This is a genomic window from Dickeya zeae NCPPB 2538 (genome assembly GCF_000406165.1).
Lineage (GTDB): Bacteria > Pseudomonadota > Gammaproteobacteria > Enterobacterales > Enterobacteriaceae > Dickeya > Dickeya zeae.
Genome location: NZ_CM001977.1, coordinates 1,992,124 through 2,010,312 on the forward strand (window position 1 = coordinate 1,992,124; position 18,189 = coordinate 2,010,312).

Here is an 18,189-nt window from a genome sequence, read left to right on the forward strand (position 1 = left end):
GGGATACTTACACCACAGCTCGCGGGTGTTCTGGGCGGTGATGACCATGCAGCCGGGCATGACCTGTATTTTTAACGGCATCCTGTCGGTCAACCCGTATTCGGTGAGCCAGGCACCTTGCAATGACACCGCCTGAAAGCGGGCGCGTGCATAGCGTTCGGTTTGGGAAATGCGTAATCTTTGATTTTAGCGAGATAACACAGCGCAGCGGCTGTCTGTAGCAAAACTAGCAGAACAGCCCCATGATGATCCGACACTGATTACGTGTCGGCAGGCGGTAGCGTTACCTTTGGCAGTATGACCGGCAGCGGTTACCTGAGCGCCAGTCAGGATAAAATGCACAGAATCAATAAATGATGGAAGACGAGTGGCGGTTAAATTTAAGTAATGGAAAATCTTGATAAGATATATTCATCGGTTGTAAATAGCACCTATGGTCTGTCCATTGGAACTATATGGCAGCATGTTAGCATCGCCTGTTCTGAGTTCTCAGATGATTATTTATTTAAAAAGAATGTTTTTTTTGATATTTTAGCACGCTTATTAAATGAATATAAAATTAAGCTGGCCGCAAATGGTAAATTTTGGTCTGGTACGATTGAGGAACAATTAGGGATGTTACAAACTGCTTGGCCGCAATATCCATCTGATGATGAGGATGATGATTTAGACGATTATGGCATGTGGTTTTTAGTTAAGGCTCCTGCTGGAGTGGTGTGGTTAACATCTGATGGGCGAGAATTATGGACTTAGTTGTATTGTGTTCCTCGTGCGGGGATCGTTGTTTTCGCCTGTCAGCCCTTTAATTCCGCCTCAACCATCGATATCCTTAAATCTGAGCAGTGGAAGTACCTGAAGTGTTTCACTAACCGACAGAAGGACAGAAAATGTTTTATCATGGCCATTATGCCGTAATGGCAAAATCACCTGGTCATGGCAATGTCCACATTACGTGAGTAGAAGTAACTGGGGAAAAAATATTAAATCTATAAATCCAGGTGGTATTACAATTTCCGATAAATCGCGGGGATAAATAATGTTTCAGATTTGTAAGAACGAAACCGTATTACTGGATTTTCTCGAATCTTTAGGTGCCCTCGAGTGGCGTCGTTATCAGAGTCTGATTCAGAATGAATGGATAAATGACCATTTTGAAAAAATGGATCGCTCCAAGTATCCACCTTATACCAGTTTTCGTTATGAAAAAGAGGATCCTGGAATTATTTCTCTGCTAGAAGATGCTATCAAATCTTATAGCAGAGAAGTCCAATGGGTGATGATTAGTCAAAAGAAAGAATATGGTTCAGGTATCAATAGGTGTATTTTTCCGAAATATGTGGAAGATATTAAAGAAAAAATAGGAACGGATACTCGTAAAGTAAATGAATATATTGTTGAAAATTCTCCATGCTTTGGCTCTACTGCTCATGAAGATCTCTTAGAACTCACAAAGCATATTAAGTCGGTGTTTAAAGATGTAGGGTATGGTGCATGAATACTGTTAAAAAGCAGCCTTATTAGCTTATCTAAGCTGTATGGCTTTATTTTTAGTTGCTGACATAGTATCAGTACTTCTTGCATCACTAATTTTTTATTTTAAAAATGATTTTTTTCATTCAGTTGGTGGAGCATTTTTTCATCCTTTTTTGAATCGGGATATATTGGAGGCCTTGTTTTAGGTGTCGGAATATGGGCAAAGGTCAAGCGAGAAGAACGTAAGGCCCGAAAATATTCAGCCAAATAAACCTATAAGGGCTATGTTCACATTATGTGGGTAGGTCAGGACTACCAGAAAATAAATATACTGTTAGTTCGGTTTTATCTAATAGAGAGAGTTAATAGTATGAAGTATAATGACTTTTTTGTAAGCGGAGAGGATCAGTTTTCTATTGGCGTAGAAGAGGAATCGGGAAGGTGTTATATTTCCATTCCATTTTCTAATCATGGTGTTGACTATGATGAATACTTTGAAATAAACAAAGAGGAATTTGATAAATATTTAAATAATTTTAGAGATGCATTGGAATTTGCTGAGTTATGTAGAAAGGGAAAAAATGATCATTTGATTATAAAATGGAAATATAATTAGCAGTTTTTTGATGGCGCTAAAGCAAAATAAACGGCGCTGGGTAGAGTGAGTGTTTCAACTCGGCGAGCTTCTTTAGGTGAAATGAGTGGTGCTATTCAAGAATTACCTGATATGCAATAATATACTTTGGCTTAGGTTTGGTAGATATATTAGAGATGTCGAATGTTATATCCGATTAGCGAAATTCGAGAAAAAGTCTATGAATTAGGCTTGAAGATATGTATTCCTAGTGAGAGTTTGCATGTTTTCGATATTTCACCGGGGGATGGACGGCCTCACATTTCTTTTGATAATAATAAATATAATTATATTTATGAAGAGAGAGGGGTTGAATTTGAAATAAAATCGACTGATGATGTGAAAGAACTTCTTTATTGGATAATGTCTGATGTTATTTACGGCATGGCATTTCAATATGAAATTGAACATCGCGTTGAACATGTAGATGGACGACGTATTGTTTTTCCCAGAGTAGTTCAACTGATGAGTAAGCTAAAACCATCATGGGCTTCAAGAGCACAGAGGGAGATAAATGAAATTTTGGTTAGAAGCCCTTATAGTGATGGAGGATGACGATAATCGGCTGATAAATATATGAAAATACAGTGTGAGTGTTGCACCAGTTTATCTTTCTTTTTGGAGTTAAAAATAGTAGATGAAGGATGTAATTTACTGATAAGTAACCATACTGAATTCCAATTCCAGAGTAATGAGCAAGAAGCAAAATATTCTGGTTGTGGCGAAGTCGTGTTAGCAGGGTTTTCACTATAGTGAAATGGTTTTTAAATGGAGAAGAGGAATGACTACCTTTCGGCAGTTGGTCGGTAATTTTTATAAAAGTAAAGAGGCAGAACAAAATTCTTCACTTGATATGTGGTTTGAAAGTGTCCTTGATGTACCTATTGATAGTTTGGCTTTGAAAGATCTCTGTCGTGCTATCCGGCAGAAAGTCTATGTTAATCAATTAATACCAAGAGCATTATCTGTTTTGACAGAAGACCCGTTGGCAGGTGAGTATTATGATGGTGAGCTTGTAGCAGCTTTATCAACTTTGGACAACGATGATTTAGCGAGCTCAAAGGAGGCTTTCATTAAAATAAAAAATATCATAGATAGTATCGATGTAACAGAGTTAAATTAAAAAATGAGAATTGATATCACAAAAATAAAGCTAATGATTCCGTAACTGGTTTTTTTGATCTAAATTTTATCTTATAGAATAATATTATCATGAAATAAAATACAAACACAGTAAAGCAGTCGATAAAATTTTAAGCAAGGAGTTGACTTGTCGGAAAATCATAAAAAATGTATCAAAAAGGCTGTCGGTGAGAAACTTTTAGAAGTGAAAGGGTTGGTTTATTATTTTGATAAACCTGATTTTGAACATCCTCAGCAATTACAGTTTGTTTTTTCAAATATTGATGGTGTGGTTAGTTTCAGGTGTGATAAAGATGGTTCAACACTTGAACTAACAGGTTATCCTATTCAGGAGGCGGATCTTGGTGAGTATGGTAAAGAAATCATCATCGATATATCAAATTCAAAATTTTTTTCTAATTATATTGGAAGAGTTCTGTTAGCTGTTTACTCTGTGTTTTCCTCGATTGATGATGCCTGTATAGGAATAAAGTTAGTCTTTGATGGGGCGTTGAGTTTGATTGTTGTAAATATTGGTGATGAGATAAATATTTTTGACTATTTGCTATCATCATTCGAAAGTGAAGAGGGTATCAAATATCAATCATTATAAATAGTGAATCCCTTAGCCTGTAGGCTAGGGATAGTGTGAATTATGCGACTGGGATATTTCAGCTGCTATGAATAATCTCATTAATAGGCTCTTGGAATAGATATATGAATAGGTTTAAATGGATAACACAATGCTTTCCTCAACCATATGAAATACAAAAAAGCATGTTCCCTGACTTGGTAAATGTGGCTGATCAATTAGCCGTCGAGTGGGAGCTTGCTATGGATGAAGTGGATGACGCCCGGCTAACAGATGACCAGATGCAGGCGATTAAAGCATTAGATGATTATATGTTATCGATTAGTGAGCCCGCTAACCTTAAATATTGGAATGATGATGCACTCCGTCATAGCAATGAATGGGATAATACTGTACTTCCTGAGAATGGCGTGATGTATATAACCAAATAAATCAGTCAGGACATGTTCTGAGTCACCGTCAGTCTGCTGAGATGTTCCCCAACGCAACGGGATCAGGACCATATCTCTGCAGGAATATAGATAGTTTCTGACGTCCCTTCGTTGCCCTGCTTATGCTTGCTTTACCCTTCAGGCTCCCCCCAATCTTCACCTCCCTTGACGCACATCAAAAGGCGATGCGTAGACAGGAATATGATTGATAATCGTTATTACTTACCTTGATGCATTGCCGCCGTGTTGTAACGCAGGCGGGGTGCGGCGCACTGTCAGTGAAGGAATGTTGTATGGCTCTGAGTCTTCAAACGCTGCTTGATCTTCCTCTTAACGTGAATGCCGTAGTGGCGCGTATTCGCTCAACGGGCGAGTACCAGCAGCGGCTGACTGAGCTTGGCATCCGTGTCGGTGGTCAGGTGCGCGTGATTCAGCGTGATGCCAATCAGCCGTTAATGTTGGCCGCCGGGGATAGCCGGGTGGCGATCAACTGGGAGATGGGTAAGCAAGTGTGGGTATCGCCACAGCAATAAACACGATGGCAATCGGTTTGTCATGTTTGGTTTCTGGCAACCGGTTGATGACAGCGGGGTTACGACACCCGTTGTTCTTTTCAGACAGCAATGGGTATGAGGTTTACACAGCGATGACACTGGAAGCATTGGCAGTGGGCACACAGTGGCGTGTGCTGGGGTTTCAGAAAGGATCGGCGGATTACCGCAAGCGCCTGCTGGCGCTGGGCGTGACGCCGGGAGTGGAGTTTTCGGTGTCGCGAGTCGCACCGCTGGGTGATCCGATTGAACTGCGCCTGCGTGGTGCATCGATCAGCGTGCGTAAAGGCGAAGCACAGATTTTGATTCTGGAAAAATGTTAATCCGGGCAGGTAAGGATTTTTTATGAGTACGCAACCCGTAATTTGCGTGGTGGGTAACCCCAATTGTGGCAAAACGACGCTATTTAACGTCCTGACTGGCGGTAAACAAACGGTCGGTAACTGGCCCGGCGTGACGGTGGAAAAGAAAGTTGGTAGTTACCGTTATCAGCAGCAACAGGTGACGTTGGTGGATTTGCCGGGGGTTTACTCGCTGAACCCGTCTTCCGAAAGCTCGGAAGACGAACGGGTCGCACGTGATTACATCCTGTCCGGCGAAGCCAATCTGGTACTGAATATCGTTGATGCCTCCAATCTGGAGCGAAATCTGTATCTCACCGCGCAGTTGCTGGATATGCAGGTGCCGATGGTGGTGGCCGTCAATATGATGGATATCGCCGCCGCACGTAAGTTGGATATTGATATCGCCGGTTTACAACAGCGCCTGGGGTGCCCGGTCATCCCGATTACCGCCAGCCAGAAGAAAGGCATCGCGATGTTGCATGAGGTGTGTCAGGCCGCGCTGGCACAACCGGTGATTCCACCGGTGTCGATTCCTTATGATGCACCGCTGAATCAGGCGGCGCAGGCGATTGCAGATCAACTGCAAGGGCAGGCGGCGATTCGTAACCCGTATTGGCTGGCGATTCAGTTGCTGGAAGGCGACATGACAGTGCGTGACCGGGTGCCTGCAGATACGCTGGCCTTTGCCGATGCTGAAGTCGCCCGGCTGGTCGCCGAGTATGAGGATGAGCTGGATATTTTTCTGGCGGACGCGCGTTACCAGTTCGTTGGTGCGGTGGCGCGTGAGGTGATTACCCGCCGTGGCGAGGCTTCCGCAACCCTGACCGACAAAATTGACCGTGTCGTGTTGCACCGCTTTTTTGGTATTCCGATCTTCCTGCTGGTGATGTACCTGATGTTTGTCTTCACCATCAATATCGGTAGCGCCTTTACCGATTTCTTCGACAAGCTGTTCGGCACCCTGATGGTGGATGGATTCGGCGAGCTGTTGCTGGCGCTGCATACCCCGGAATGGCTGAAAACCCTGCTGGCAGATGGCGTGGGCGGTGGTATTCAGACCGTATCCACCTTTATTCCGGTGATCGGTTGTCTGTACCTGTTCCTGTCCTGGCTGGAGGATTCCGGCTATATGGCGCGAGCGGCGTTTGTGATGGACCGCTTTATGCGCGGCATCGGTTTGCCGGGCAAGGCGTTCGTGCCGCTGATTGTCGGGTTTGGTTGTAACGTACCGGCGGTGATGGCGACGCGCACCATGGAGCGCCATAGTGACCGTGTGGTGACGGTGATGATGGCCCCGTTTATGTCCTGTGGTGCACGGTTGCCAGTGTACGTGCTGTTTGCGTCCGCCTTGTTTGTCGAAGGCGGACAAAACCTGGTATTCGGGTTGTATCTGGTCGGTATCGCGGCGGCGATTGCGACGGGCTTTTTGCTGAAAAATACCGCGCTGAAAGGCGAAGCATCTGCCTTCGTGATGGAAATTCCCCCTTATCACTTGCCCAGCTTGCGCAGTGTACTGATTCGCACCTGGGAGCGCCTGAAGGGGTTCTTGCTGCGTGCCGGGCGGCTGATTGTGGTGGTGGTGACGGTGCTGGGTTTTCTTAATTCGATGGGGACCGACGGTTCCTTTGGTAACCAGAATACCCAGAAGTCGGTGCTGTCGGCGGTGGGGCAAGCCATCGTGCCGGTATTTAAGCCGCTGGGCATTCGCGATGAAAACTGGCCAGCAGCAGTGGGTGTGTTCACCGGGATCTTCGCCAAAGAAGCGGTTGTCGGTACGCTGGATTCGTTGTACGGCGCAATGGCAGCCTCGCAGGACGGCGGCGCGAAAGCAGAAGCCAAACCTTTTAGTCTGACCGGCGGTATTCACGATGCGCTGGCGACCATCCCTGAAAATCTGGGCAAGCTGGGTGACGCGGTATTAAACCCGTTAGGGATCAATGTGGGTGATTTGAGTGATACCGCCACGATTGCCAAAGACAATAAATTCTCGGTGACCTCGCTGACCGTGATCAGCCAACTGTTTGATGGCCGTTTGGGTGCGTTTAGTTACCTGCTGATGGTGCTGTTGTATATCCCTTGCGTGGCGGCGGTATCCGCCATCTGGCGTGAGGTGGGCACAGCCTGGACGCTATTCTGCGCTGGCTGGACTATTCAGGTCGGCTACAGTACGGCGGTGGTGGTGTATCAGGTTGGGCGGTTTAGCCAGCACCCGTTGTATTCGCTGTGTGCGCTGGTGGGGGTGGCGGCAATGCTGTGTGTCACAGTGATGTTGCTGCGCCGCAATGGTCTGCAACGCCAGCGGGCAGTGGTCGGTGAAGTAAAATAAATCAGTCGGGCGGGCAACTGCCCGCCGGGGAGACATAATGACGCTACTTGAATTGCGGGATTTTGTCCGCGAAAGAAAAAAGGTGTCGCTGCAAGATATCAGCACGGCTTTTAAGGCCGATCCCGGTGTGGTGGAGGGAATGCTGGAGGTGTGGGTACAGAAAGGCAAAATTCGCTTCCATCAGGGTGATGCCGCACCTAAGTGCGGCGGCTGTTGCGGCTGTGATAAACGCCAGGGCCAGTATTACGAGTGGTTGTGATGTTTTCCCGGGCCGAGGTGCAATCAACCGTCGGCCCGGCCTCCCGTCCTGCGGCGGTAAGTCTGCCGCCTGTCTTGAGATGTTGTCTGTTTATTAACTCCTTGTAGGTGTTTCTGGCGTGTCTGGCATGGGGGCTGACGCGCTGCCCGGCGTTATGGGCGGTGTAAAACGGCGGTGCCGGGCGGAAAACCAATAAAAACTGACCTGACGCAATATGTGGTACAGGCACCCTCTACATAATGAAACCTGTAATCCATCGGAGGGGGTGATGATGGAAAAATTACTTGATCGTTTTTTGAATTATGTTGCGTTTGATACCCAATCCCGACTGGGTGTTCGGCAGGTGCCGAGCACGGAAGGGCAATTGAAGCTGGCGCAAGCGCTGCAACAAGAATTAATTGAACTGGGACTGGAACAGGTATCGGTCACCAAGCATGGCTGTGTGATGGCGACATTACCCGCTAATGTTGCCTGGCCTGTGCCGGTGGTGGGGTTTATCGCCCATATGGATACCTCACCGGATTTTAGCGGCAAACATGTTAATCCACAGATTGTCGAGAATTACCGTGGCGGTGATATCGCGCTGGGTATGGGTGATGAAGTCTTGTCGCCGGTGATGTTCCCGGTGCTGCATCATCTGCTCGGCCAGACATTGATTACGACTGATGGCAAAACGCTGTTGGGGGCGGATGATAAAGCTGGCATTGCGGAGATCATGACCGCACTGGTCCGGTTGAAAAAACGCCAAATCCCGCATGGTGAGATTCGTATTGCTTTCACGCCGGATGAAGAAGTCGGCAAAGGTGCTCAGCACTTTGATGTCGATGCATTCCGGGCGGAATGGGCCTATACGCTTGATGGCGGTGGTGTGGGTGAACTGGAGTATGAAAACTTCAATGCCGCATCGGCTGTCGTGAAGATTGTCGGCAACAACGTCCATCCGGGCTGGGCAAAAGGCGTGATGGTCAATGCGTTGTCGCTGGCGACGCGTTTTCACCAGCTCGTACCGGCTGATGAGACGCCAGAGCAGACCGAAGGCTATCAGGGTTTTTATCACCTCAATAGCGCGAAAGGAACGGTAGAACGTGCCGAACTGCACTACAGCATTCGGGACTTTGAGCGCGATAGCTTCGAGCGGCGTAAGAAAACACTGCTGGATATTGCGGAAAAAGTGGGCAAAGGTTTGCACCCGGATTGTTATATCGAAGTCACGATCACCGATAGCTACTACAACATGCGTGAGCAGGTGGAGCAGCATCCCCATATCATCGCGCTGGCGCAGCAGGCTATGCGTGATTGCGGGATTACACCGCTGATGCAACCGATTCGTGGCGGTACGGATGGCGCGCAGTTATCTTTCCGCGGTTTGCCGTGCCCTAATCTGTTTACGGGTGGCTACAATGCTCACGGTAAGCATGAATTTGTGACGCTGGAAGGGATGGAGAGCGCTGTATCGGTGATTATGCGTATCGCCGAACTGACGGCATTACGGGCCAAGACCCGGCAAACCAGCACTGAGAGCGCGTCAGTGAAAGCCTGATGGTTTAGGTATTACGCTACTGACACAGAAGACGCCGTTTGGCGTCTTCTGTGTTTTAGACGGCAGAGTAATAGTCAGTCAACAATAGTCAGTCAACAAAATACCAGTAACCACTGTTAACCAGAGCGGTCAACTGGGCAAGGAAAGACGGGTCATCCAGTGCATCGCCAAACCGCCCGATGTTCAGCACATCATATTGCGCCAGAGCGGCGATCGCCTGCGGAGGGTGGTTCTCCAGCCGCTCGCCGTTGACGAAACAGGTTTCGCCAATACGCAATACCCGCAATCCGCCAAGACGGCGCAATGCCTCGCCCTGCTGTAACAGGTCGTATACTTCGCCAGGCTGGTAAGGCGGCTCCGGTGGTGCCAAATCCAGTTCATGCCGTGACTGGGACGCAAATTCGCCGAACCATTGATGAAAAGCGTCTTTGTGCTGCACCAGTTCCAGCATCATGTGTTGAAGTTTATCCAACTCCTGCGGTAACACGTCGGCTGGATGGGCGCGAGAAGGAATATCCGGGTCACTGTAGCGTTGGCCACCCAGTTCGCGGGACAACACATAGTCGGCAAAACCACTGACCAGCTCGCGGGAACTGGGGGCACGGAACCCGACCGAGTAGTTGAGCGAGTTTTCCAGTGAATAACCTTCGTGCGGAAAACCCGGTGGAATATAGAGAATATCGCCGGGTGCCATTTCTTCATCAATAATGGCGTCGAACGGTGCAACCTGCAGCAAGTCAGGATGTGGGCAATGCTGTTTCATCGGCACCTTGTCGCCAACGCGCCAACGACGGCGTCCGGTGCCCTGAATAATAAACACATCGTATTGGTCAAGGTGTGGGCCGACGCCGCCGCCGGGCACCGAGAATGAAATCATCAGGTCGTCAATACGCCAGTCAGGCAGATGGCGGAAAGGGCGCATCAGCGCGGCAGAAGGCTCATGCCAGTGGTCGACGGCTTGTACCAGTAAAGACCAGTTGCTTTCTCCTAGGTGGTCATAGCTTTCAAACGGGCCGTGGCTGACGTCCCAGCGGCCATCACGATGGCTGACCAGACGGCTGTCTACCTCGTTTTCCATCGCCAGTCCCGCTAATTCGTCCGGGCTAATGGGATCGAGAAAATGAGGAAAACCGGCTTTGATGATTACCGGCTTTTTTTGCCAGTGGTGAGTCAGGAAGTCCTGCCAGTCAAGATTAAGTTGGTAGTCCATAACGCATTTCCAGTAACAGGGAGCTATCGACGATTATAACGAAGTCGCCGTGATGGTGTTTGCCCTTTATTCACAGATGAGATGGCAGGCTGAAAAGCGCGGTCGATGTGCTCGACCGCAGGCAATAACGATGGGGGTTGTCGCTAGCCGCGCTGTTAATAACAGTGTTGATGTTAATAACAAGATTAATGACAACCGTACCACTCACTACAGTGTAGGTGATTCGCAGCGGATCGCATTAATTCTCATTTTGGCCAAGATGCTGCTGACCGAAAATCGCTTCGACTTTGGCACCGCCGAGCGCGCTGGAACCGATAAGGATTTCGCCCTGATATTGCTCGATGATTTCTGCGGCAACGGATAGCCCAATGCCTTGCCCTGGGCGCAATGTGTCCGCCCGTTGCCCGCGCTGGAAAATGACTTCGCGCTTGCTGTCAGGAATGCCGGGACCGTCATCATCAACAACCAGATGCAGTTTTTGGCCGGAATAGCGGGCGCTGATTTCAACGAACTCCAGACAATACTTACAGGCGTTGTCGAGAATATTGCCCATGACTTCCATAAAGTCGTTTTTCTCGCCAATAAAAGTCAGCTCGGGGGCAATGTCCATGGTCAGCACAACACCTTTACGTTGGTACACCTTATTCAAGGCGGAGCAGAGCGCATCGAGCTGTGCCGGCACGGAGTGTACTTCCCGAATGATAGTGAGGTGCTCTGTCCGCACGCTGGCGCGGTGCAGGTAATAGCCGATTTGCTGCGAGATGCGGCTGATTTGCGTCAGCATGATGGGTTCGGCTTGTTCGATGGTCAGCTCTTTGCCAGTGCGTAATGAGCGTAGCGTGGTCTGCAACACTGCCAGCGGCGTTTTCAGACTGTGGGTCAGGTCGGTCAAGGTCGTTCGATATTTGTGATAACGCTGGCGCTCGTTACTTAATAAGGTATTAAGATTGCGTACCAGGCTGTTCAACTCGCGTGGTGGATTTTCGTCCAGATGTTCGCGCGAACCACTTTCCAGTTCGCTTATCTGATGCACCAGATGCTTAATCGGCCGCAGACTCCAGTGGGCTGCCAGCCACAGTAGCGGCAGTACCAACACCAGATGAGCGATAAACACGTAGCGGAACCACTCCCAAACGACATCCGCCTGTTGCAGTTCCTGCGGTACCCGGTCTACCACCACGATAACCAGTTTAGGCAAACGCTCGGAGGCGGGGTAAACGTTGACGGCAATGGAATGGGTGAACGGCGTTTTGTCTTCCGAGCTATAGGCGTGCAACTTATCCAGCATTTGCGGGCTGCTGCCTTGTAAGACGGCATTACTGGTATTGGAGTCGGCGTCCAGTTCGTGGTAATCCGTTTTTTCCAGCCATTCAGGTTTTATCTGGGACTCCAGCTCCGGAACAGCGCGTTCCCGCCACAATAAGTGGCCGTGTTTATCGTAGATAAACACCAGCGTAGGGTAGTTAATATCGATTTCAGGCGGTGTTGCGATGGTAAGCTGATTGTCATGCCACTGTGCCAGGCTATAAAACAGATTGCTCTCGCCACGCAGCAGGCGAAATGACGTCTTGTCAAAACTCACGCTGTATCCCACTACCGCGACGATGCCGTAGGAGAGGGTGAGTGCCAGTACTACCGCAGCGGTCGAAATCAGAAAGCGAAAACGCAGCGAAAAATGAGATTTTCTCAACTTGCCGTCCAGAATGATTAGATATCGAAGCGGTAACCCTGCCCGCGAACAGTGGTAATAACATCATGGGAGTTGGCCGATTGCAGTTTTTTGCGCAGTCGCCCCATTAATACGTCGATGGTATGACTTTCACGCAACTCCGCGTCGGGATACAGTTGCAGCATCAGTGACTCTTTGCTGACTACCTTGCCGTTATTGCGGATAAGCGTTTCAACGATGGTATATTCAAAAGCGGTGAGCTTGACCGGTTCACCATGCACCAGCAATTCGCGACGTGACAGGTCCACTTCAAAGGGCGGCAGACTGATAATTTGAGACGCCAGGCCGCTATTGCGACGCATCAGCGCCTGCATGCGTGCGACGACTTCCTCAATATGAAACGGCTTGGTGACGTAATCATCAGCGCCTGCTTCCAGAACGGCGACTTTTTCCTGCCAGCTTTCCCGAGCGGTGAGAACCAATATCGGCAATTTAACCTGATGCGAACGCCAGCGGCGGATCAGGCTGGTGCCATCTTCTATCGGCAATCCCAAGTCGACAATGGCGATGTCTGGCGCGTGTTCCTGAAGGAAATAATCCGCTTCTTTTGCGTCCGCCGCTGCATCAACCTGGTGTCCCATTTCATTTAACTGGACATTCAGGTGATGGCGTAACAGAACATTATCTTCAATCACAAGAATACGCATGACGGTTTTCCTCGGTCCATTGCCTGCTGAGAACGATCCAAACTTAGTGAATTATCCAAACTTAGAGAACTGTTAACGCGTTGTACAGGTCTTGCTGTGCTGACCGGCGCGTTTACCGTCATTTAGGATAGCCAACGACAAAAATACCTTGTGGATGTAAGGTACGTCAGCATTATCCACAATCGTGCTCAACTGGGGCTAAACGGCGGGGTAGGAAATTAGGTCGGGCGACGGTGATGTCGCCCGAAATGAAGTTAAAGCTCGTCAACCAGTTTGATAGCACGACCGATATAATTAGCCGGTGTTAATGCCTTAAGACGCGTTTTTTCATCATCTGGCAGTGCCAGCCCATCGATAAACGCCTTCATGCCTTCCGCGTCTACACGCTTGCCACGGGTCAGCTCTTTGAGTTTTTCGTAAGGTTTTTCGATACCGTAGCGACGCATTACCGTTTGAATCGGCTCAGCCAGTACTTCCCAGTTGTGATCCAGTTCATCCAGCAGGTGGTCGCGATTGACCTCCAGCTTGCTGATGCCTTTCAGGGAGGCCTGATAAGCGATAACAGCATAACCTACGCCCACGCCGAGATTACGCAGCACCGTTGAATCGGTCAGGTCGCGCTGCCAGCGTGATACCGGCAATTTGCTGGCAAGATGGCCCATTACAGCGTTAGCCAGCCCCAGATTGCCCTCGGAGTTCTCGAAGTCGATCGGGTTCACTTTATGCGGCATGGTAGAAGAGCCGATTTCACCGGCGATGGTTTTCTGTTTGAAATGGTTAAGGGCCACGTAGCCCCACACATCGCGGTCAAAGTCGATCAGAATGGTGTTGAAACGGGCGATGCAATCGAACATTTCAGCGATATAGTCATGCGGTTCGATCTGTGTGGTGTAGGGGTTCCACTGAATCCCCAGTGACGTGACGAAACTTTCGCTGAACTGGTGCCAGTCCACCGCCGGGTAGGCCACCATATGGGCGTTATAGTTCCCGACAGCACCGTTGATTTTGCCCAGAATTTCCACCTGTTGCAGTTGGCGGAATTGACGTTCCATACGGTAGGCAACGTTGGCAAATTCTTTACCGATAGTCGACGGTGTGGCGGGCTGCCCGTGGGTACGGGACAACAGCGGGATATCGCGGTACTGCTGCGCCAGTTGTTTGATGGCATCAATAATATTACGCCAGAACGGCAGCAAGACATCACGACGAGCGGCATCCAGCATCAGGGCGTGAGACAGGTTGTTGATATCTTCAGACGTGCAGGCGAAGTGGATGAACTCATTCACGGCGTGCAGTGCCGGAACCGCTGCTACTTTTTCCTTTAGGAAATACTCCACCGCTTTGACGTCATGGTTGGTCGTACGTTCGATGGTTTTAATGCGCGCGGCGTCTTCTTCGCTAAATTCAGCGACAATCTTGTCAAGGAAAGCGTTTGCGTCGGCATCAAATGCAGGAACTTCCTTGATTTCTGCACAGGCCGCCAGTTTTTGCAGCCAACGTACTTCAACCTGCACACGGAATTTCAGCAAACCGTATTCGCTGAAAATAGTGCGCAACATGCTGACTTTATCGCCGTAGCGTCCATCAATGGGGGAAACGGCGGTCAGTGAGGATAATTCCATCGCAAGCAACTCCTGGGATTGTTTTCAAATAAATAACAGAGATTATCGCCATCCTATCGCATGACGAATCGCGTTTCATGGCAAATAACCGCGCATCGTAACAACAGCGCATAACAAACAGTATCGTCGTCTGATAGCTAGTATCTCATGACGGTGGCTGAACCGGAATAAGCAGCCACCATCAATGACGTGGTGTTTCTGTCAGGGTTAGTGGTGGCAGCGGCTCAACATTTCTTGTGCGTGGCGTACCAGTTTGCTGCGAGAGAACATCAACTGTAGCCGACTGCCGCCCACTTGCTGCCACAATACGGCAGCACGAATCCCTGCCAGCAGTACGGCACGTACCTTAGCCTGAATTTGCGGGCTTTTGAGCACATCTTGCGCGCCGGTTACTTGAATACGCGGGCCCAGTTTACTGATGACATCCACGTAAATACCGGCGAGTACGTTAATAAATGTGTCTGACAGCAGGTCGTAATGTTCCAGTTGTCTGTCCAACTGATTGATGCGGTTGCCTAATTCGTCCAGTGCGGCTCGATTCTTGTTCAACCGACGCTCCAGCACCATCAGGCTAAACGCATAGCGCGATAACTCAGCGCCCAGACCTTCGCGTGACGAGTTGAGGATCCCCAGCAGCGTTTCCAGCCCAATCTTCAAATGGTGTTCCGCATTGCCAAACACGTCCATCGTGCTGGATGGGTTAATGTTCATGATACTTTTCAGCGACGTTTTGAATGCATCCGTATTGCAACTGCCTTGATGCGCGAGTTGCTGCACCAAATAAGCAGACTGGCAGATTCCTGCCATTGCCAGCGTAATGTCATGATAATTTTTAGCCACAATTACTCCTGTCAACATCATCTGGCCGCTGTGTGAGTCCGGAATGGCGATACTGACTGCACGGCCAATTTTCCCCAGAAAAAAAGTCAAAAACTGGCGTACATCTCCAGCTATTTCACTCACACAGCCTAAAAAGGCGATGATCATGCCATAAAAATCAGGATGAACCCAGTATCAACCCGGCAAAACCCAGCACGGGTTGCAAATCGGTCATCCTGACCGTTCTGTACTTCAAAGTTTAGTGTCATGACAACGAAAAAGGTGCCAACGCAGTGTTTTATTTGATGTCATCAGGTGCAGAAGGGAGAGGGAAGGGATGCGTGGCAAAACGCATCAGTGATGTAACAAAAAGGACAGCGAACAGGAAAGAAAACGTGAAATCAGAAGGGAAAAGTCAGGAGAAAACCAGAGAAGCGTTGAAGCTCCTCTGGTCAAATACGGTGTGAACCGGTTATGGCACCATACGCAGGCGTTCTTCGATGATGCCGCCACCAAGGCAGATTTCACCCTGATAGAACACAGCGGACTGACCCGGCGTGACAGCAGCGACCGGTTCGTCAAAGCGGACTTCGATACGGTCTGCATCCAGCGGTGTCAGCAAACAAGGGATATCTGCCTGACGATAGCGGGTTTTTACCGTACAACGTAGCGGTGCGCTCAGCGGCTCGCGGTCAACCCAGTGGAGTTGTTGAGCAATCAAGCCAACGGACATCAGACGGGGGTGCTCATGCCCTTGCGCGACGTACAACACATTACTGGCGACGTCTTTATCAACCACGTACCACGGGTCATCGCCGCCTTCTTTAACGCCACCAATGCCGAGACCTTTGCGTTGACCCAGCGTGTGGTACATCAACCCCTGATGTGCACCCATCACCTTACCGTCGTCTACAGATAAGATAGGGCCGGGTTGGGCTGGCAGGTAACGAGCCAGGAAGTCACGGAACTTGCGCTCGCCAATAAAACAGATGCCGGTCGAGTCTTTTTTCCTGGCGGTTGCCAGGTCCAACTGCTCGGCGATTTTCCGCACTTCGGGTTTTTCCAACTCACCCACCGGGAACAGACTTTGCGCCAATTGCTGGTGACTCAGGGTATAAAGGAAATAGCTCTGGTCTTTGTTGCCGTCCAGACCACGTAATAGACGGCTTTTGCCGTCGATATCCTGACGACGGACATAATGGCCGGTAGCAATGTAGTCGGCACCTAAATCTTCGGCTGCAAACTCCAGGAAGGCTTTGAATTTGATTTCTTTGTTGCACAGGATGTCTGGGTTAGGCGTGCGACCCGCACGGTATTCCGCCAGAAAATGCTCAAACACATTGTCCCAGTATTCAGCGGCGAAATTCACGGTGTGCAGCGTTATGCCTAACTTGTCGCAGACCGCTTGCGCATCGGCCAGGTCGGTGGCGGCGGAGCAATACTCCGTATCGTCATCCTCTTCCCAGTTTTTCATGAACAGGCCTTCCACCTGATACCCTTGCTGCTGCAACAGATAGGCGGATACCGATGAATCAACACCGCCGGACATACCGACAATGACTTTTTTCTGGCTGTTATCTGACATGGACATCTCGCGAACTCAAACTCAGTGAGGTGGTGTAAAGCGTTAAAGCGAAAAACAAGCGCAATAGGTTAACACATTTATCGTGATCACACATTTTCTTGCGCGTCATTGATCTGATAGCGCCGATACCTGAAAACCGGCTTTCAGGTGAAATGGGTTCGCCGCTGGCTAAACGGCGAACCGGAAGATATCAGGCAGGGATGGGAAATGGCCAGTTAAACGCTTCCAGCAGATCCAACGGATAACGCTGACCGCGTTGATAACAATGCAGGCTGGCGGCCACCAATGGCGAGCGTAAACACGATGCCTGAAGAATCTCCTCCGGCTTCAGCCAGTGGCAACAAAGAATATCGCTATCGTGCGGCGTGGTCGGAAGGCGCTCGGGTAGATCAATGGTAAAGCTAAAACGCAGGAAAGGGGTGCTATCTGGCGCGATCCACTGGTGAAGTTGTAGAAAATGTTGTGGCATGGCACGGATGCCGGTTTCTTCGAACAGTTCACGTTGGGCTGCCTGAATCAGCGTTTCGTCCGCTTCCAGGTGGCCTGCTGGTTGGTTCCAGAGCAGACGATGGTTAATTTCTTCTTCCACCACCAAAAAATGGCCTTCTGCCTGTACGACACAAGCCACAGTTACGTGCGGTTTAAACATGATCAATCTCCTTCCAGTCTCCGGGGAGTAATCCATCAAGAGTGAGGTTAGCCATACTGTAGCGAATCAAACGTAGCGTCGGATAGCCGATATGCGCCGTCATTCGTCTTACCTGGCGGTTACGCCCTTCGTAGAGTGTGATTTTTAGCCAGCTCACCGGAATGTTTTTGCGTTCGCGGATAGGCGGCTGGCGTGGCCATAGCCAGACAGGTTCGTCCACACGTTCAGCGCCAGCGGGTAGTGTCGGGCCATCGTTTAACACCAAACCGGTGCGAAAAGCACGCAACGCGTCTTCATCGGGAATCCCTTCGACCTGGGCATAGTAAATTTTGGGTGCTTGCTTGCCGGGTTGGGTCAGGCGTGCTTGCAATTTGCCGTCATTAGTCAGGATGAGCAGGCCTTCGCTGTCGCGGTCTAATCGCCCGGCGGCGTAGATATCGCGAAAGGGAACGTAGTCTTTTAGCGTGGCGCGGCCGCCCTCGTCGGTAAACTGAGAAAGCACATCGAACGGTTTATTAAGCAAGACGATGCGCCTTTGGGTAACGACCGCAGGCTCATTTTTTTTTGGTCGAGAGCTGAATCGTTTAAGTTGGTGATTTCTAACAGGGAATTTATTCATCTTATTACTGGCTGTGAATGACAAAAACATTATACTC

At 49.4% G+C, this 18,189-nt stretch carries 21 protein-coding genes; 12 read left to right on the forward strand and 9 right to left on the reverse strand.

Features of this window, described 5'->3' with window-relative positions:
• On the reverse strand, window positions 1-171 hold a 171-nt coding region (locus tag DZE2538_RS21360), incomplete at its 3' end, for a SymE family type I addiction module toxin (protein WP_152486159.1).
• A 216-nt stretch (window positions 172-387) separates the two neighbouring features.
• On the opposite strand from DZE2538_RS21360, the gene DZE2538_RS08655 reads away from it, so the two are divergent.
• The 12 genes from DZE2538_RS08655 (at window position 388) to pepT (ending at window position 9,272) form a co-directional block, all read left to right on the forward strand.
• A complete protein-coding gene (locus DZE2538_RS08655) occupies window positions 388-753 on the forward strand; it encodes a DUF596 domain-containing protein (protein WP_038916121.1) in 366 nt (121 codons plus the stop codon).
• A gap of 283 nt (window positions 754-1,036) precedes the next feature.
• Window positions 1,037-1,495 (forward strand): hypothetical protein, encoded by a 459-nt coding sequence (locus DZE2538_RS08660; protein WP_038916122.1) that lies wholly within the window; start codon window positions 1,037-1,039, stop codon window positions 1,493-1,495.
• A gap of 348 nt (window positions 1,496-1,843) precedes the next feature.
• Window positions 1,844-2,089, forward strand: a complete 246-nt coding sequence (locus DZE2538_RS08665) for a hypothetical protein (protein WP_038917145.1) — start codon at window positions 1,844-1,846, stop codon at window positions 2,087-2,089.
• Window positions 2,090-2,251: 162 nt separating this feature from the next.
• The gene (locus DZE2538_RS20330) at window positions 2,252-2,662 is read left to right on the forward strand and encodes an Imm63 family immunity protein (protein WP_071603574.1); all 411 of its coding nucleotides are present in this window, start codon (window positions 2,252-2,254) and stop codon (window positions 2,660-2,662) included.
• 226 nt (window positions 2,663-2,888) lie between these two features.
• Window positions 2,889-3,230, forward strand: a complete 342-nt coding sequence (locus tag DZE2538_RS08670; protein WP_050568669.1) for a contact-dependent growth inhibition system immunity protein — start codon at window positions 2,889-2,891, stop codon at window positions 3,228-3,230.
• 147 nt (window positions 3,231-3,377) lie between these two features.
• The gene (locus tag DZE2538_RS08675) at window positions 3,378-3,842 is read left to right on the forward strand and encodes a hypothetical protein (protein ID WP_050568670.1); all 465 of its coding nucleotides are present in this window, start codon (window positions 3,378-3,380) and stop codon (window positions 3,840-3,842) included.
• A 104-nt stretch (window positions 3,843-3,946) separates the two neighbouring features.
• Complete coding sequence (locus tag DZE2538_RS08680; RefSeq protein WP_050568671.1) at window positions 3,947-4,252, forward strand: hypothetical protein; 306 nt, start codon at window positions 3,947-3,949, stop codon at window positions 4,250-4,252.
• Window positions 4,253-4,545: 293 nt separating this feature from the next.
• A complete protein-coding gene (locus DZE2538_RS08685) occupies window positions 4,546-4,785 on the forward strand; it encodes a FeoA family protein (protein WP_016941525.1) in 240 nt (79 codons plus the stop codon).
• A 113-nt stretch (window positions 4,786-4,898) separates the two neighbouring features.
• A complete protein-coding gene (locus tag DZE2538_RS08690) occupies window positions 4,899-5,126 on the forward strand; it encodes a FeoA family protein (RefSeq protein WP_012884601.1) in 228 nt (75 codons plus the stop codon).
• Window positions 5,127-5,148: 22 nt separating this feature from the next.
• Window positions 5,149-7,473, forward strand: coding sequence for a Fe(2+) transporter permease subunit FeoB (gene feoB, locus DZE2538_RS08695; RefSeq protein WP_038916124.1), 2,325 nt, complete (start codon window positions 5,149-5,151; stop codon window positions 7,471-7,473).
• A gap of 37 nt (window positions 7,474-7,510) precedes the next feature.
• Complete coding sequence (locus DZE2538_RS08700) at window positions 7,511-7,732, forward strand: FeoC-like transcriptional regulator (RefSeq protein WP_016941523.1); 222 nt, start codon at window positions 7,511-7,513, stop codon at window positions 7,730-7,732.
• A gap of 271 nt (window positions 7,733-8,003) precedes the next feature.
• Window positions 8,004-9,272 carry a peptidase T gene (gene pepT, locus DZE2538_RS08705; RefSeq protein ID WP_038917148.1) on the forward strand — a complete coding sequence of 423 codons (1,269 nt, stop codon included), beginning with the start codon at window positions 8,004-8,006 and terminating at the stop codon, window positions 9,270-9,272.
• Window positions 9,273-9,360: 88 nt separating this feature from the next.
• Here pepT and DZE2538_RS08710 read toward each other — a convergent pair whose 3' ends face one another.
• From DZE2538_RS08710 to rluE, 8 genes are all read right to left on the reverse strand, one after another.
• The gene (locus DZE2538_RS08710) at window positions 9,361-10,482 is read right to left on the reverse strand and encodes a ribosomal protein uL16 3-hydroxylase (RefSeq protein ID WP_019845542.1); all 1,122 of its coding nucleotides are present in this window, start codon (window positions 10,480-10,482) and stop codon (window positions 9,361-9,363) included.
• 238 nt (window positions 10,483-10,720) lie between these two features.
• Complete coding sequence (phoQ, locus tag DZE2538_RS08715; protein ID WP_019845543.1) at window positions 10,721-12,172, reverse strand: two-component system sensor histidine kinase PhoQ; 1,452 nt, start codon at window positions 12,170-12,172, stop codon at window positions 10,721-10,723.
• A 17-nt stretch (window positions 12,173-12,189) separates the two neighbouring features.
• Window positions 12,190-12,858, reverse strand: a complete 669-nt coding sequence (phoP, locus tag DZE2538_RS08720; RefSeq protein WP_012884607.1) for a two-component system response regulator PhoP — start codon at window positions 12,856-12,858, stop codon at window positions 12,190-12,192.
• Between the two features lie 254 nt (window positions 12,859-13,112).
• Window positions 13,113-14,480 (reverse strand): adenylosuccinate lyase, encoded by a 1,368-nt coding sequence (purB, locus tag DZE2538_RS08725; protein WP_016941474.1) that lies wholly within the window; start codon window positions 14,478-14,480, stop codon window positions 13,113-13,115.
• Between the two features lie 207 nt (window positions 14,481-14,687).
• Window positions 14,688-15,320, reverse strand: coding sequence for a high frequency lysogenization protein HflD (gene hflD, locus DZE2538_RS08730; protein WP_038917149.1), 633 nt, complete (start codon window positions 15,318-15,320; stop codon window positions 14,688-14,690).
• A gap of 451 nt (window positions 15,321-15,771) precedes the next feature.
• Window positions 15,772-16,884 carry a tRNA 2-thiouridine(34) synthase MnmA gene (gene mnmA, locus DZE2538_RS08735; RefSeq protein ID WP_038916126.1) on the reverse strand — a complete coding sequence of 371 codons (1,113 nt, stop codon included), beginning with the start codon at window positions 16,882-16,884 and terminating at the stop codon, window positions 15,772-15,774.
• Between the two features lie 190 nt (window positions 16,885-17,074).
• A complete protein-coding gene (locus DZE2538_RS08740; RefSeq protein WP_019845546.1) occupies window positions 17,075-17,533 on the reverse strand; it encodes an NUDIX hydrolase in 459 nt (152 codons plus the stop codon).
• Window positions 17,526-18,152, reverse strand: a complete 627-nt coding sequence (gene rluE, locus DZE2538_RS08745) for a 23S rRNA pseudouridine(2457) synthase RluE (protein WP_038917150.1) — start codon at window positions 18,150-18,152, stop codon at window positions 17,526-17,528. The genes DZE2538_RS08740 and rluE overlap by 8 nt, the downstream gene beginning before the upstream one ends.
• Window positions 18,153-18,189 lie beyond the last annotated feature (37 nt).